The sequence below is a fragment of the Streptomyces aurantiaciflavus genome, assembly GCF_049808595.1.
Classification (GTDB): Bacteria; Actinomycetota; Actinomycetes; order Streptomycetales; family Streptomycetaceae; genus Streptomyces.
This window is the reverse complement of the sequence record NZ_JBNCAQ010000007.1, coordinates 46560-61502: the sequence shown is the minus strand read 5'-3', so window position 1 is coordinate 61502 and position 14943 is coordinate 46560. Positions and strand designations below refer to the sequence as shown.

The 14943-nt window shown below is 74.3% G+C and carries 15 protein-coding genes; 7 read left to right on the top strand and 8 right to left on the bottom strand.

Features of this window, described 5'->3' with window-relative positions; translation table 11 throughout:
• Nucleotides 1-7: 7 nt before the first annotated feature.
• The gene (locus ACPT94_RS09675) at nt 8-622 is read right to left on the bottom strand and encodes an MBL fold metallo-hydrolase (protein ID WP_425245643.1); all 615 of its coding nucleotides are present in this window, start codon (nt 620-622) and stop codon (nt 8-10) included.
• Entirely contained in the window at nt 619-1755 is a 1137-nt protein-coding gene (locus tag ACPT94_RS09670) for a CapA family protein (RefSeq protein ID WP_360331367.1), read from the bottom strand. Before ACPT94_RS09670 ends, ACPT94_RS09675 begins: the two co-directional genes overlap by 4 nt.
• 89 nt (nt 1756-1844) lie before the next feature.
• Here ACPT94_RS09670 and ACPT94_RS09665 point away from each other — a divergent pair, with 89 nt between their 5' ends.
• Nucleotides 1845-3257 (top strand): RtcB family protein, encoded by a 1413-nt coding sequence (locus ACPT94_RS09665; protein ID WP_360331364.1) that lies wholly within the window; start codon nt 1845-1847, stop codon nt 3255-3257.
• A 28-nt stretch (nt 3258-3285) separates the two neighbouring features.
• Here the strand turns inward: ACPT94_RS09665 and ACPT94_RS09660 are convergent, their stop codons facing one another.
• Nucleotides 3286-3741 carry an archease gene (locus tag ACPT94_RS09660; protein WP_360331361.1) on the bottom strand — a complete coding sequence of 152 codons (456 nt, stop codon included), beginning with the start codon at nt 3739-3741 and terminating at the stop codon, nt 3286-3288.
• Nucleotides 3742-3845: 104 nt separating this feature from the next.
• Between ACPT94_RS09660 and ACPT94_RS09655 the strand changes: the two genes are divergently transcribed.
• From ACPT94_RS09655 to ACPT94_RS09645, 3 genes are all read left to right on the top strand, one after another.
• The gene (locus ACPT94_RS09655; RefSeq protein ID WP_360331358.1) at nt 3846-4505 is read left to right on the top strand and encodes a dienelactone hydrolase family protein; all 660 of its coding nucleotides are present in this window, start codon (nt 3846-3848) and stop codon (nt 4503-4505) included.
• Between the two features lie 54 nt (nt 4506-4559).
• Nucleotides 4560-5213 carry a phosphoribosyltransferase gene (locus ACPT94_RS09650; protein WP_360331355.1) on the top strand — a complete coding sequence of 218 codons (654 nt, stop codon included), beginning with the start codon at nt 4560-4562 and terminating at the stop codon, nt 5211-5213.
• 129 nt (nt 5214-5342) lie between these two features.
• Entirely contained in the window at nt 5343-5795 is a 453-nt protein-coding gene (locus tag ACPT94_RS09645; protein WP_360331352.1) for a YbhB/YbcL family Raf kinase inhibitor-like protein, read from the top strand.
• Between the two features lie 56 nt (nt 5796-5851).
• Here ACPT94_RS09645 and ACPT94_RS09640 read toward each other — a convergent pair whose 3' ends face one another.
• Nucleotides 5852-6265, bottom strand: a complete 414-nt coding sequence (locus tag ACPT94_RS09640) for a VOC family protein (RefSeq protein WP_425245642.1) — start codon at nt 6263-6265, stop codon at nt 5852-5854.
• Nucleotides 6266-6563: 298 nt separating this feature from the next.
• Here ACPT94_RS09640 and ACPT94_RS09635 point away from each other — a divergent pair, with 298 nt between their 5' ends.
• Both ACPT94_RS09635 and ACPT94_RS09630 read left to right on the top strand, forming a co-directional pair.
• Nucleotides 6564-8075, top strand: coding sequence for an FUSC family protein (locus ACPT94_RS09635; protein ID WP_360331346.1), 1512 nt, complete (start codon nt 6564-6566; stop codon nt 8073-8075).
• Nucleotides 8076-8278: 203 nt separating this feature from the next.
• Complete coding sequence (locus ACPT94_RS09630; RefSeq protein ID WP_360331343.1) at nt 8279-9319, top strand: lactonase family protein; 1041 nt, start codon at nt 8279-8281, stop codon at nt 9317-9319.
• 669 nt (nt 9320-9988) lie between these two features.
• Here ACPT94_RS09630 and ACPT94_RS09625 read toward each other — a convergent pair.
• The 4 genes from ACPT94_RS09625 to ACPT94_RS09610 form a co-directional block, all read right to left on the bottom strand.
• Entirely contained in the window at nt 9989-10912 is a 924-nt protein-coding gene (locus ACPT94_RS09625; RefSeq protein WP_360331341.1) for a sirohydrochlorin chelatase, read from the bottom strand.
• A gap of 158 nt (nt 10913-11070) precedes the next feature.
• Nucleotides 11071-12063, bottom strand: coding sequence for an N-acetylglucosamine kinase (locus ACPT94_RS09620; RefSeq protein WP_360331338.1), 993 nt, complete (start codon nt 12061-12063; stop codon nt 11071-11073).
• Nucleotides 12060-12737, bottom strand: coding sequence for a uracil-DNA glycosylase (locus ACPT94_RS09615; protein ID WP_360331335.1), 678 nt, complete (start codon nt 12735-12737; stop codon nt 12060-12062). The genes ACPT94_RS09620 and ACPT94_RS09615 overlap by 4 nt, the downstream gene beginning before the upstream one ends.
• Before the next feature lie 82 nt (nt 12738-12819).
• Nucleotides 12820-13905, bottom strand: a complete 1086-nt coding sequence (locus tag ACPT94_RS09610; protein WP_360331332.1) for a WD40/YVTN/BNR-like repeat-containing protein — start codon at nt 13903-13905, stop codon at nt 12820-12822.
• Between the two features lie 271 nt (nt 13906-14176).
• On the opposite strand from ACPT94_RS09610, the gene ACPT94_RS09605 reads away from it, so the two are divergent.
• Nucleotides 14177-14761, top strand: a complete 585-nt coding sequence (locus ACPT94_RS09605) for an Rv1733c family protein (protein ID WP_360331329.1) — start codon at nt 14177-14179, stop codon at nt 14759-14761.
• Nucleotides 14762-14943 lie beyond the last annotated feature (182 nt).

Genomic DNA, 14943 nt, shown 5'->3' with positions numbered 1-14943 from the left:
TCGGCCCTCAGTAGCGCAACGAGTAGGTGCGGCCCTCGACGCCCCACTCGCCCGTCGCCGGCCGCAACCCCGCGTCCAGGGCCCTAAGGCCGGGCCGGCCGATGTGCGCGTAGACCAGCCGCTCCACACCGTGCCGCGCGGCCTCCTCCGCGACGGCGCGTACGCTCGCGTGGCCGCCGACGCCGCCCCGGAACCGTATCGGCCGGTCCCAGGCGGCGGCCTCGGCGAACATCAGGTCCGCACCCGCCGCCCACCCGGGAAACTCCCAGAACTCCGGCGCCCAGACGACCAGGCGTGCGCCCGGCTCGATGCGATAGCCGTACGCCGGATGCGAGGTGTGCGCCACCGGACGGCGGCCCACCCGCACCTCGCCCAGCTCCAGATCACCGGCGCGGATCTCGACGTCACGCCCCGATGCGCTCCGGCGCAGCGCCGACCGCAGCTCGGCCCGCTCGTCGGTGACCAGCCAGGCGTCGAGCCGCCCGGGCGGGGGCTCGGCCCCGGGGCCGCCGTCGAAGGCCACCCGGTGACCGGCGCAGCGCAGCAGCAGACCGGCGGGCGCGAACCGCGGCGAGTTCATCGCCCCTACGCCGAGCAGCGTCAGCCGCAGCCACCGGTTCACGGGCCGCTCCTCGACCGGTGCGCGGTGGCGGGGTGCACCAGGGCGAGCGTGCCGTCCGCCTCCAGGGTGACGCGGACTCCGTCGCTGATCCGGTCCAGGGTGGCGCGCAGCCAGGCGCGGTCCGCGTCCGGCGCGGGCTCCAGCCGCATACGCCGGGCCTTCAGGGGCAGCATGCGCAGACCGGCCAGCCGGCCCGTGTCCGCCGCCAGCGTGACGAGATAGCCGATCCGCAGGTCGTCGCGGTACTCCTCGTAGCCGGAGATCCCCTCGTAGTCGTCGATGAAGTCGCCGCAGCCGTGCAGGACGAGCCGGTCGCGGTACACCTCGAGACGGCGGGGATGGTGCGAGGAGTGGCCGTGGACGAGGTCGACGCCACCGTCCACCAGGGTGCGGGCGAAGCGGATCTGGGCGCGGGGGGTGAGATAACCCCAGTTGGAGCCCCAGTGCACGGACACGACCGCGAGGTCCCCCGGGCGCTTCGCCCGCCGCACATGACGGACCACCGCGGCGGCCGTGTCCGCCGACAACTCGGGAAGGTAGGCGACTCCGGCCGCGCTCGGCGTCGCCGCCCACTGCGGCGGTACGCCGGCGGATCGCGCCCCGAGGGCGAACACGAGCACCCGGCCGCCCTCCGGGACGGGCACCGCGGCCGGCGCGTAGGCCTCGTCGGGGCTCCGTCCCGCCCCGGCCGTCCGCAGACCCGCGCCGGCCAGGGAGTCGAGCGTCTCCTCCAGGCCCGGGCGGCCGAAGTCCAGCACATGATTGTTGGCCAGGACGCAGACGTCGGGCCGGGCCACCGTGAGGGCGGGCAGGTTGGCCGGGTGCATCCGGTAGTGGATCCCCTTGTCGGGCGCGAAGGCGTTGCCGCGCGTGACGGACGTCTCCAGGTTCACGATCCGCACGGCCGGGGCGGCCTCCTCCAGCGACCGCAGTGCCTCGCCCCACGGCCAGGAGGGATCGACGGGGGCGGGGATCGGCCCGTTGACCGACTCCGCCAGCCGTACGTAGGAGCGGGCGTCCTCGACGTAGGCCTCCCGCAGCTCCGGACTGCCGGGATGCGCGAGGATCTGATCGACGCCGCGCCCGAGCATCACATCACCGCACAGGAACAGCGTCACCGCGCCGCCGCCCACGCCCCCACGGTAACCCTCTGCCCGAAGGACATGGGAGGCAGCCCGTACGGGTACCCCGCAAGGGCGGACGCGAGCCGTCGGAGGTCGCGATGGAGCTGGTCGAGGAGCGTCCCTACCGCTTCCGCATCGAACCACGGGGACGGATGCGGGTGCCCGGCGTGGTGTTCGCCTCCCGGGCCCTGCTCGCCGATGCCGAGGAATCACTCAAGCAGGTCGCCAACGTGGCCACCCTGCCGGGCATCGTCGCCGCCTCGTACGCCATGCCGGACATCCACTGGGGGTACGGCTTCCCGATCGGCGGAGTGGCGGCGACCGACGTGGACCACGGCGGCGTCGTCTCGCCCGGCGGGGTCGGCTTCGACATCTCCTGCGGCGTGCGACTGCTGGCCGCCGACACCGACCGCCGGGCGCTGGAGCCCGCGCTGTCCGCGGTCATGGACGGCCTGGACCGGGCGATCCCGCGCGGAGCGGGACCCGGCGGGGTCTGGCACCTCACCGGCCCCGGACAGCTGGAGCGGATCCTGCGGGGCGGCTCCCGGTACGCCGTCGAACAGGGATACGGCGAGGAACGCGACCTCAGGCGCTGCGAGGACGGCGGGGCGGTCGCCGACGCCGACGTCACCCGGGTCAGCGAGCGGGCCCGCGAGCGCGGCTCCGGGCAGGTCGGCAGCCTGGGCTCCGCCAACCACTTCCTCGAGGTGCAGCAGGTCGCCGAGGTGTACGACGAGACGGTCGCCGCCGCGTTCGGGATCGCGCCCGGCCAGGTGTGCGTGATGATCCACTGCGGGTCGCGCGGGCTCGGACACCAGATCTGCACCGATCACGTCCGGGCGATGGACCGCGCGATGACCCGGTACGGCATCGCCGTGCCCGACCGGCAGCTCGCCTGCACCCCCGTCCACTCGCCGGAGGGGCGGGCGTATCTCGGAGCGATGGCCGCGGCCGCCAACTACGGCCGCGCGAACCGCCAGTTGCTGTCCGACGCGGCCCGCCGGGTCTTCCTCCGCGCCGCCGGAACCCACCTCTCCCTGGTCTACGACGTGTCCCACAACCTCGCCAAGACCGAGACCCACACCGTGGACGGCAGACGCCGCCGGCTGTGCGTGCACCGCAAGGGCGCGACCCGCGCCTTCCCGCCCGGCCACCCCGAACTCCCCGAGGACCTGCGGGAGTTCGGGCAGCCGGTGCTGATTCCCGGCACCATGGGAACGGCCTCGTACGTGCTCACCGGAGTCCCCGGCGGCGACGCGTTCTTCTCCACCTGCCACGGAGCGGGCCGGGTGATGAGCCGCCACCAGGCGGCGCGCGCGGTCACCGGGACGGAGCTGCGGGCCCGGCTGGAGGCGGGCGGCATCGCGGTGCGTCCGCGGTCCCTGCGCGGCCTGTCCGAGGAGACCCCGGAGGCGTACAAGGACGTGGGCGAGGTGGTGGCGGCGAGCGAGAGGGCGGGGCTGTGCCGCACGGTGGCCCGCCTGGTGCCGCTGGGCGTGGTGAAGGGCTGAGCTCACCGGCCGGTCACATGCCGGCCGGTCACACGTCGACGGTCACCGCGCACGACCACCCGTACGGGTCCGGACCCATGTGCAGCTCGTGCCACGCGACGGCCTTCGGGACGGCGCCGATGATCTCCACGTCCGCCAACGTGGCGACCGCGAGCCGCACGTCCATCCCGGCCTCCGTGGCCTCCGCCTCCACGTCGACGGGCACCTGGCCGTGCACCTCCAGCCGGTAGACGACCTCGTCCAGCAGCGCGGTCAGCAGGTCGTCGTCGCTCGCCTCGTCCAGCTGGAGCCGCTCGACGGCGGTCGGCCGCACCGCCGTGACATCGGCGAAGCACTCCACCATCCCCATCGCCGCCTCCACCAGACAGCGCTCACGGCTCGTCCCCCAGGCGTCGATGCGGATGTCGGCCGTGTGCGGCACCGTCCGGTGGCCGCTGGAACCCTGCCGCCGCGCCTGCCTCTCGTCATCCATGTCGCCGACCATGTCCCTCGCCCGTCGAGAGCTGTTTCGCCGATACGGGTACCCGGGTCACGGCAGGCAATACAGGGACGACTCGTCGAGCAGACAGACGCCGGAAGGTGATGGCGATGATCTCCCAGTTGGTCCGGGTGCCCGTCGACCGCGGGGCGCTGACGGGTGAACTCGTCGCCCCGGCCTCCGCTCGGGCGGTGGTCCTGTTCGCCCACGGCAGCGGCAGCTCCCGGCACAGCCCGCGCAACCGCATGGTCGCCGCCGAACTGCGCACCGCCGCACTGGGCACCGTACTGATCGATCTCCTCACCGAAAGGGAGGACCGCGAGGACGCGGAGACGGCCGAGCACCGCTTCGACATCCCGCTGCTGGGCCGCCGGGTGGTCGCCGTCGTCGACTGGCTCGCGGCACAGCCCGACGTCGGAGAGCTTCCCGTCGTCCTGTTCGGCGCCAGCACCGGGGCGGCGGCGGCTCTGGTGGCCGCCGCCCAGCGGCCGGACCAGGTCCTGTCCGTGGTGTCCCGGGGAGGGCGGCCCGACCTGGCGTACGACGCCCTGGACCGCGTACGGGCGCCGGTGCTGCTCGTCGTCGGCGGCCGGGATCCGGAGGTGCTGCGGCTGAACCAGGAGGCGGCCCGCCGGCTGCGGGGCCCGCACTCCCTCCATGTGGTGCCGGGCGCGACCCACCTGTTCGCGGAGCCCGGCGCGCTGGAGGAGGTCGCCGAGGTGGCGAAGGAGTGGTGCGACACCTGTCTGAAGTCCGCGCGCCAGGAGTGAGACGTCAGGAGTGACACGCCAGGAGTGACGCAGCCGTGAGGAGTGGCAGCCGCCATGCAGTTCCGTGATCGCAGACAGGCCGGACGGAGACTGGCCGAGGTGCTGCGGACCCAGCAGGAGAAGGGCGCCCTGCCCGACCCCGTCGTCCTCGCCCTGCCCCGGGGCGGCGTCGCCGTGGCCGCGGAGGTCGCCCAGGTGCTCGACGCGCCGCTCGACGTGCTCGTCGTACGGAAGATCGGCGCCCCGTTCCAGCCGGAGCTCGGCGTCGGAGCGATCGCCGGCGACGACGCCCTCTTCGATGAGGACGCCCTGGTCAGGCTGGGTCTCGACAAGAGCGAGCTCGCCCCCGTGGTCGAGCGGGAACGCGGGGAACTCCGCCGCCGCGAGCGGATCTACCGGCAGGGCCGCCCCGCCCCCGACCTGCGCGGACGGACCGCGATCGTCGTCGACGACGGCCTGGCGACCGGCGGCACGGCCCGCGCCGCGCTGCGCGCCGTACGGCGCCGGGCGCCCCGGCGGGTCGTCCTGGCCGTGCCGGTCGGCTCACCGGAGGCGGTGGCCCTGCTGCACTCCGAGGCCGACGAGGTGATCTGTCTCCACGCTCCGGCGTCCTTCATGGCCGTCGGCCTCTGGTACGAGGACTTCGAGCAGCTGTCGGACAACGACGTGCTGGAAGCCCTGCACACGGCTGCCGAACGGCCCACCTGAGCACATCCCGCAGGTCCCCGGCGCGGAGTCGACGCGCTCGTCGCCACCCCGGGCGTCTGCGGGCCCCATGAGCCCCACCTGTCCCGCCCGGGCCCGCATGTCCGGCCCGGGCGTGGGTACTCCGGGCACATGGCTGGCATCGACCTCCGCAGCAGCGCGTTCAACGATCACTCGTTCATCGCCCGCCACTACGCCTACGAGGGCGAGAACGTCTCCCCTCCGCTCGCCTGGAGCGGCGCACCGGACGACGCGGCCGAGCTGATGCTCCTGTGCGAAGACCCCGACGCCCCCTCGGGCACCTTCGTGCACTGGATCGTGGTCGGCATCGATCCCGGCAGCGACGGCGTCGAGGCGGGACAGTGCCCGCCCGGTGGCACCGAACTCGTCAACGGCTTCGGCGAACGGGGCTGGGGCGGCCCGCATCCTCCCCCGGGCGACGAGGCGCACCGCTACTTCTTCCGGCTGTACGCCCTGTCCGAACCGTGCGTCCTCCCCGACGCCCCGGACGCCGCCCAGGTGCACGAGGCGGTCGAGAAACGACAGCTCGCCGGCGGCACCCTCGTGGGCCTGTACCAGCGCTGACCAGCGCTGAAGGAGACCGGCACGGTGGGCGCCCCCGCGCCCGGGCGCCGCTGCGGTCAGCCGCGCGGCTCCTCGATGTCGACCATCCAGGGGACGCCGAAGCGGTCGGTGCACATCCCGAAGACATCGCCCCACATCTGCTTCTCCATCGGGACCGACACGGAGCCGCCCGCGGACAGCTTCTCCCAGTAGCCGCGCAGCTCGGTCTCGTCGTCGCCGCTGAGGCTCACCGAGAAGTTGTTGCCCGGCGTGTACTCCATGCCCGGAGGGGCGTCGGCCCCCATCAGGGTGAAGCCGCCCGGGGTCTCCAGCATGCCGTGCATGATCCTGTCCGCCTCCGGGGCGTCCGGCTGTCCGAAGTCCCCGTAGGTGTTGAGGGTCAGGGCGCCGCCGAAGACCTCCTTGTAGAACTCCATCGCCTGCCGGGCGTCGCCGTCGAAGCTGAGGTACGGGGTGAGACGCGAGGCCATGAAAACCTCCCGAAAGGGACTGAACGGTCGGATGCGCGCAGACTAACGCGGGCCACGGACAACGGCCTGTCGTGCGCGCCCGCCCGCGTTCGCCCGGAAGGCGACGCGACGAGTGGTCCGTTGGGCCACTCGATGGTCGGCAAAGGCGGGGCCTGGCTGGACCATTGGCCCAGCATCGTCGGCCTCTGTTGAACCAACAGCCGTCCTCCTGCTGAAATGGTCGCGTCGATGGCGCTGCGGACTCCGCGGCGCCTTTCTCATGTCACGGCGCACCAGGGTGCGGAAGGGGCGGGGCAACTTGCTGAAGAGGGCGTTCGCGGCGCCGGATCCGGGGCGTGTGCGGCTGCGGTTCGCCTCCCGGGCGGTACTGGGGATCGGGCTCGCCGTCGTGCTGTGCGGGCTGGCCGGGCATTCGCTCGTGGCGGCCGTCACCGGCGGTCTGGCCGCGCTGCTCGCCCTGTTCACGGTGACCGACCCGACGGTGCGCGGCCAGGCGGTGACGACCGCGCTCCTCCCGGTCGTCGGGTTGCCGGTGCTCGCGCTCGCGGCCGTGCTGCACGAGCTGCCCGTCGTCCGTGACCTCGTGTTCCTCGCCGTCGTGGGCGCCGGGGTGTACGCACGGCGGTGGGGGCCGCGAGGGCACTCGCTCGGGGTCTTCGCCTTCATGACCTTCTTCGCCGCGCAGTTCCTGCGGACTGTTCCCGGTCAGCTGCCGGAGCTGTACCAGGCGGTGCTGCTGTCGCTGGTCGCGTCCTCGGTGGTGCGCTTCGGGCTGTGGTGTTACGAGCGACGGCTGTCTGCACCGGTGGCCGTCGCCGCGCCGGCCGGTGGCCCCGGACTCGCGCGGATCACGACCCGGCAGGCGGTGCAGGCGACCGTGGGGGCGGGATTCGCCCTCGCCGTCGGGCAGGTGCTGTCCGACGAGCGGTGGTACTGGGCCGTGGGCGCCACATGGTGGGTGTTCGTGAACACGACCTCCCGCGGAGAGACCCTCGTACGGGGGTTCCGGCGGTTCCTCGGGACCGTCCTCGGCATCGTGCTCGGCCTGGTCGTGGCCGTCCCCCTGCACGGGGAGCCGGTGGCCACCGCCGTGATCGTCGCGCTCAGCGTCTTCGGGATCTTCTACACCGCCGCCGTCTCGTACACCTGGATGATGCTGGCCGTGACGGTCATGGCCAGCATGCTGTACGGGCTGCTCGGAGTCCTCGACCCGGCGATGCTGGCCCTGCGGGTGGGCGAGACGGCCGTGGGGGCGCTGGGTGCCGTGCTGGCGGTGCTGCTGGTGCTGCCGGTGACCACGCACTCCGTCACCGACGCCTGGGTGGAGCGCGCACTGCGCTGCGTGCACGCCTGCACCGCCGAGGCCGCCGCCCGGCTCGCGGGCTCGCCGACGGCGGACCCGGCCCGGCGAGTGGCCGAGCTGGAGCAGATCCTTGCCCGCGTCCGGTTGTCGCTGGCGCCGCTGGTGCACCCGCTCAGCCCGATGCGGGCCCGCAAGGGCCGGGCCCGGCATGTGCTCGCGCTGCTCGACGACTGCGCGCGAGAGGTGCGCGGGCTGGCCTCCGTCGCCGCGGACCCCGAGGCCTCCCACGACGCCCGGCTCGCCGCCGCCTGCTGGCGCGTGGAGGCGGCCGTCGAGGCCCTCACCGAGGCCCCGACCGGCGGACAGCGCCCCCAGGCCGACGCGGTCCCCTCGCCCCGGCCCGGGGAAGCCGAACCGGTCCTCGCCCATCTGCACGCGCTCGAGCAGGCCCTGCTCGAACTCGCGGTTCCCCTGCGCGGGGCCCGTCGGGTTCGGGTCGGAGCCTGAGCCTCTGCCCGCGACGTCCGTCTCGGCGCGGCACATGCTCGCCGGGTGGCCGCAGGCGCGACGCGGGTGTCCGCGCCACGCCCGGACCGGCGATGTCGCACGAAGGGGAGCGACAGGGAACAACAAGGCGAGCCTTGGTCTAGACCGCTCGTGATCGACTGCTACCGTCACCCCGAACAGCGGCGACACGAGAGGGGACAGCGGTGGCAGACGTCGGCAGACGGCGCAAGCGGGCGTTCATCGGGTCGTTCACGGCGGCCGGCGGACCAGGGATCGTGGCGGCGGCCGTGGATCCGGCCGGCGGTGCGCTGACCGTCCTGAGCAGTGTGAACGGCGTCCCCGACCCCGCGTACCTGGCCCTGTCGCCGACGGGGGACACGCTGTACGCGGTGAGCGAGACCGCCGAGGGCGCGGTGGCGGCGTACAGCGTGGCCGGGGACGTCCCGGAGCCGGTGGGGGCACCCGTGCCGGTCGACGGCAGCGGACCCACGCACCTCAGCGTGTTCGACGGTCACGTCCTGACCGCCAACTACGGTTCCGGCAGCGTCACCGCCGTTCCCCTCCGGGCGGACGGCAGCCTGGCCCCGGCCGCCTCAGGCGTGCTGCGGCACACTGGCTCGGGACCGCACACCCGCCGCCAGCAGGGGCCGCACGCCCACCAGGTGCAGCCCGACCCGACCGGACGCTGGGCGGTCAGCGTGGACCTCGGGACGGACTCGGTACGGGTGTGCGACCTGCGCGACGGAAGCCCCGTCCTGCATCGGGAGGTCGCCCTGCGCCCCGGCTCCGGCCCGCGCCACCTGGCCTTCCACCCCGGCGGCTCGTACGCGTACGTCGTCAACGAGCTCACGCCGACCGTCACGCTGTGCCGCTGGGACGCCCCGGACGGCTCGCTGAAGCCGCTGGCCGAGGTCCCGCTGCTGCCCGGAGCGCCCGCCGGGGACGCCTACCCCTCGGGCATCGTCGTCTCGCCCGACGGACGGTTCGTGTGGACGGCCGTCCGCGGCGAGGACGTGCTGTCGGTGTGCGCCGTGGAGGGCGAGGGAGAGGCGCTGCGGCTGATCGGCACGGTGTCCTGCGCCGGACGCTGGCCCCGCGCGCTCGCCGAGTCCGCCGGTTTCCTCTACGTCGCCAACGAGCGCTCGGGAGACGTGACCTGGTTCGCCCTCGACCGATCGACGGGTCTGCCCAGGCGCGCCGGCTCCATCGAGGTGGCAGCGGCGTCATGCGTGGTGCTCGGCTGAGGAGCGCGGGCAGGCGCCCGGGCGCTACCTGGCTCAGCACCGGCTGAACGGCCCTCCCTCACGCGGCGGCCCGACACCGCCCGGCCCGCCCCCGTCCGGCCCGTGCTCCCCCCCATGGCGCCAGGCCCGGCACGCGCCGGGCGACCCCCGACCCGGTTCTCGCGCGTCCCGCGTCGGCCTCAGTGCCCCCTGCCCAGGTGCTCAGCGCCCTTCGGCGTCCCGTCTGCAACCATCACCCGGCCGGCAGGGCGTCCGGCACTGTCCCCCACGGCCTCGTGCCGGAGTCCTGCCCGCGCCAGACGCCCGCCCCGACCCGCGGCTCGGCGTGTACCGGCCTCCCGGCCCTCTGCCCCGCACGCAGCGCCGTTCGGCGCCACCGGTCGCCGTTCGGCCTGGTGCGCAGGGCGTCCCGCACCGCCCCTCGCGGCCGCGTGCCCTGGTCACCGCTGCGCCTCCCAGGCGCCCGCCCGGGGCGGTCCGACCCGGCCCGTTGCGCGGCTCACGTCGGCTCACGGCCTGTTGCCCCGGGCGTACCGCGGTCCCGCGTCGGCCTCACGGCCTCCTGCCCAGGTGCTCAGCCCCCCGCCGGGCCCCCACTGCAGACGGGCCCGCTCCTGATCCGGAGCGGGCCCATCTGCGGCGTTGCAGGCTCGTACGCGCGTCGTACGGCTAGCGGACCGGTGTGCCCTGGGGCTGCTGCGGGGCGATGCCCAGGGCGGTCGTGTACTTGGCCAGGGCGAGCTTGCCGATGGCCGGGTAGGGGCCGAGGGACTCGGCGGCGGCGCAGCCGGCCTCCTTGGCGGCCTCCTCGATCAGCGTGGCGTCGATCTCCGGGCCGATGAGGTACGGCGCCAGCGCCAGCTGCTGGGAGCCGGAGGTGCGCAGCTGCTCGGCGACGGAGGCGATGGAGCCCTCCTGGTCGAGGGCCGCGGCCATCACCGGCACGGCGAGGCGCGCGGCGAGCAGCATGCCGGTGATCCCGGCGGCCTGCACGGCCTCCTCGCCGCCCACGGAGGCCAGGATGATGCCGTCCGCGGCCGTGGCCACGGTGAACAGGCGGGCGCGGTCCGCGCGGGCCAGGCCCGCCTCGGACAGGCGCACGTGCAGCGCCTCGGCGAGCAGCGGGTGCGGGCCGAGGACGTCGGTCAGCTCGGCGGCGACCCGGCTCTCCATGAGGGCCTGGCGGACCTGGCGCAGCAGGGCGCTGTCCGGACCGGCCAGCAGCGGCACGACGACGGCGACGGGGCCGTCGGGCTCCTTGATGTCCATCCCGGCGGCGCGGGCCTGCTCGTAGCGAGCGGTGCGCTCGTCGGCGGTGTACACCAGCACGGACTGGAGGGTGGGGAACTCGGTGTCGTCCCCGTCGAGATACCCGATGCGCGCGTCGAGGCCGGGGAGCTCGGAGCGGGCGATGCTCACGATCTCCTCGGCGAGGCCGCGGGTGGCGGCACTCGGCGTGCCGGGCACCGCGAGGACGAGCGCGGGCGCGCCCTCGGGAGCCGCCAGGGGCTCGGGTCGGCGGTGCCGCCCGGGCTGGCGGGGGCGCGGCATTCGTACAGGCAGGCCGGACGCGGGCCCAGTGGGGGAGCTCATGGCGCCGCATGTTACTGGCTTCTTGGGCTCCCCTGTTCGGGGAGGGTGCAGGTGAGCGGTATCCGTCCCCTTTTGTCTGATGAGTTACGTACGGATCAGAAGTGATCAGCGTGTTTTCCGGGCGACTTGCCCTCGAAGGGGCCAATCCCCCTTTTGTGTCATGCCGCGCCCTTCACCACGTACAGCATCGTCTCGTCACCCGGCAGGGTGAGGACGCCCCTTGCCAGGTCGATGGCGATCCGGACCGCGCCGTCCAGAGGATCGCCGCCGGCCGCGACGCGTCGCGCGTACGGCAGCCGCCGCGCCAACTCCTCCTCCAAGGGTACGAGGAGGGGGTCGCCGATCTTGAACAGGCCCCCGGTGACGGCGACTTGGGGCTCTCCGCCGGGCGGGCACACGGCGGCGGCCGAGTCGGCCATGTGCCGGGCCGCGGCCCGCAGGATGCCGGCGGCCACCGGGTCGCTCGCCGCGCACGCGGCCACCCGGGGTGCGAAGGAGGCGAGCACGGCCGGGCGGTCGGGGCGGGGGTAGAGCCGGGCGGGGAGGCCGGGCACCGGGCCGAACTGCTCCTCGGCGCAGTGCAGGAGCGAGGCGGAGCCGCCGGGCCGTCCGTCGTGGGCACGCAGGGCTGCTTCCAGGCCTGCCCGGCCGATCCAGGCGCCGCTGCCGCAGTCGCCCAGCAGATGACCCCAGCCGTCGGCCCGGCGCCAGGTCGTCAGGTCCGTGCCGACGGCGATCAGGCCCGTGCCGGCGACGACCACGGCACCCGGCCGCGCCCCGAGCGCACCGGCGTAAGCGGTGACCGCGTCCGCGGCGAGGGCGGTGGTGCGGACGCCGACCTCCCCTGCCAGGGCACCGGGGAGGTCGGCGCGCAGTGCGTCGCCCAGAGTGCCGAGACCGGCGGCGCCGACGACCGCGGTCGTGGGGCGGGTGACGCCGGTCTCGGTCGTCAACGCCCGGACCATGGGCATCAGTTGGTCCATCAGATGCCCGGGGTCGATGCCCCGCGCACCGGTGCGGACGGGCACCTTCGACGACCGCCGGCCCAGCACGCCCCGGTCGACGGTGCCGAGGACGACCCGCAGGCCGGAGCCGCCCGAGTCCACGGCGAGGATGCCGGGGGAGGGCTCCGGACCGGCGGGTGCGGTCACGGCAGGCGCCAGTCCACGGGTTGACCCCCCTGACGGATCAGCAGGTCGTTGGCCCGGCTGAAGGGGCGTGAGCCGAAGAAACCCCGGTCCGCCGACATGGGGGAGGGGTGCGCCGACTCCACCGAGGGCAGATCGCCCAGCAACGGACGCAGGTTGCGGGCGTCGCGGCCCCACAGGATGGAGACCAGCGGCTTGCCGCGCGCGGCCAGTGCCCGTATCGCCTGCTCGGTGACCTCCTCCCAGCCCTTGCCGCGATGGGCGCCCGGCTTGCGCGGGGCGGTGGTGAGCGCCCTGTTGAGCAGCAGCACGCCCTGCCGCGTCCACGGTGTCAGATCGCCGTTGGACGGCTGGGACAGGCCCAGGTCGGTGTTCAGCTCCCGGTAGATGTTGATCAGGCTGCCGGGCAGCGGCCGTACGTCGGGCGCGACCGAGAACGACAGGCCGACCGCGTGCCCCGGCGTCGGGTACGGGTCCTGCCCGACGATCAGGACGCGGACTTCGTCGAAGGGCTGCTGGAAGGCCCGCAGGACGTTCGGCCCGGCGGGGAGGTAGGTGCGTCCCGCGGCGATCTCCGCGCGCAGGAAGTCACCCATCTCGGCGATCCGCCCGGCCACGGGTTCAAGGGCCTTCGCCCAGCCCGGTTCGACGATTTCATGCAAGGGTCGTGGTGCCACGGGCGTCACCCTACTGCCGTACGGGCAGCGGAGATCAACCGGTGGCCGAGGCCGTACGGCCACCCCCCGTTGTCAATCCGGCTCATCCGACCACCGCGGCCCGCACGCACAGTACGTCGGGCAGATGCGAGGCCAACTGCCGCCAGCTGTCGCCGTCGTCGGCCGAGGCGTACACCTCGCCGTTGCGGTTGCCGAAGTACACGCCCGCCGGGTCCGCGTCGTCCGTACAGAGCGCGTCACGCAGCACCGTGCCGTAGTGGTCCTCCTGCGGCAGGCCCGCCACGAGCGGCTCCCAGCTCTTGCCCGCGTCCGCCGTCCGGAAGACCCGGCAGCGGTGGTCGGCCGGCACCCGGTCCGCGTCGGCGTTGATGGGGAAGACGTACGCCGTGTCGCCTCGGCGGGGGTGCGCCGCGGCGGCGAAGCCGAACGTGGAGGGCAGGCCCTCGCCGATGTCCGTCCAGTGCGCCCCGGCATCGTCGCTGCGGTACACACCCCAGTGGTTCTGCAGGTAGAGGCGGTCCGGGTTCGCCGCGTCCCGCGCGACCTTGTGCACGCACTGGCCGAACTCGGGGTTGGGGTCCGGCAGGAACACCGCGGAGACACCGGAGTTGGACGGCGCCCAGCTCGCGCCGCCGTCGGTGGTGCGGAACACGCCGGCCGTCGACACCGCCACCGTCACCGCCCGCGGGTCGCGGGCGTCGGTGAGTACGGTGTGCAGGCCCTCACCGCCGCCGCCCGGCACCCACTGCGAGCGCGTGGGGTGCTCCCACAGCGGGCGGACGAGCTCGAAGGTCTCCCCGCGGTCCTCGGAGCGGTACAGCGCGGCCGGTTCCGTACCCGCGTACACCACGTCCGGCTCCGCGGCCGCCGGGTGCAGCTGCCACACCCGCTCCAGCGAGGCTCCCGTCTCCTGGGGGAACCTGACGGCCGGTTTGGCCGGTTCGGCCCAGGTCCGGCCGAGGTCGTCGGAGTGGAACACCGACGGGCCCCAGTGCGCGCTGTCCCCGCCGGCGAGGAGCCGAGGGCGGTCGCCACGGGTGTCGATGGAGATCGAGTAGATCGCCTGTGCGTTGAAGTAGGGGGATTCGTCGAATTCCCACGCGCCTGTGCGCCTGCGCCCGATGAACAGGCCTTTGCGCGTGCCCACGGCGAGCAGTACCTCTGTCATTCCGGTCACCTCCGCGACGTCTTTGTCCCAGACACCGGCCAGTCTGCACCCCGCCACTGACAGTCACCTCCGGAATCGGCATCGCCCCAGGTCACAGCGGCGATGGCGGTGCGCGAGCGCATGATGTCGGCCACGTTCGGCGGGACCCGTGCGCGCCTTGTGGGGCCGGTGGGACCGTCGGGACGGAGGACTCGTCCTGAGCATCCGGCCCGCCTGCCGCGTATGGGAGGGCGGCCGGGATGTTCGTGCGCTCATGAGGAGGAAGCCTGCGATGGCGTTCCGTGGTCCGAAGGTGTGGCTGTGGCGCTGGCGGCGCAACCCGCTCAAACGCCGCGCCGACGCGGTGGAGGCCTGGGTGCTGCTCGGCGCCTGGGCGGTGACCCTTCTCGCGGGAGTCCTGGCCGGCTGGGCGACGGCCCGGTCCGTCGAGGACGGGCTCGCCCGGGAACGCGTCGAGTGGCGCCCCATCGCCGGGCAGCTGACGGAACGGGCCCCCGGCAAGGCCTCCGCGCACGGCAGCGCCTCCAGCGGCGACCAGGTGTGGGCCAAGGCCGGCTGGACCGGTCCCGACGGCTCCACCCACACCGGACAGGTGCGCGTCGCTCCCGGCAGCGCCGTCGGCACCGAGGTCAGGGTCTGGACGGACCGCCAGGGCCGCCTGGTCGCCGAGCCGACCACCGCCACCCAGGCCCGCGTACGCGCCTCCCTGATCGGCGGCCTGGCGGGCGTGGCCGCGGCAGCCGTGCCCTTCGCGGGCGGCCGGGTGCTGCGCGGGCGCCTGGAGCGTCGGCGTGTGGAGCAGTGGGACACGGAGTGGGCGCGGTTCGACGCGCTGTGGGGCAGGCCTGCGGGATGAGGCCCGGGCGAGCCGGGGGCGAGCCGGGGTACCTCCGGCGAGGCCCGCACGACGGGGTGCCGGCGGGCCTTTGGGGGTGAGGCGGCCGAGCCGCCGCGCCTGCCCGCGTCCCCCTCCTCTGAGGGCCTGCCGGCCTGATCTCCGCACATCGGCAGGGCAGAACGGTCCATCACATGATCACC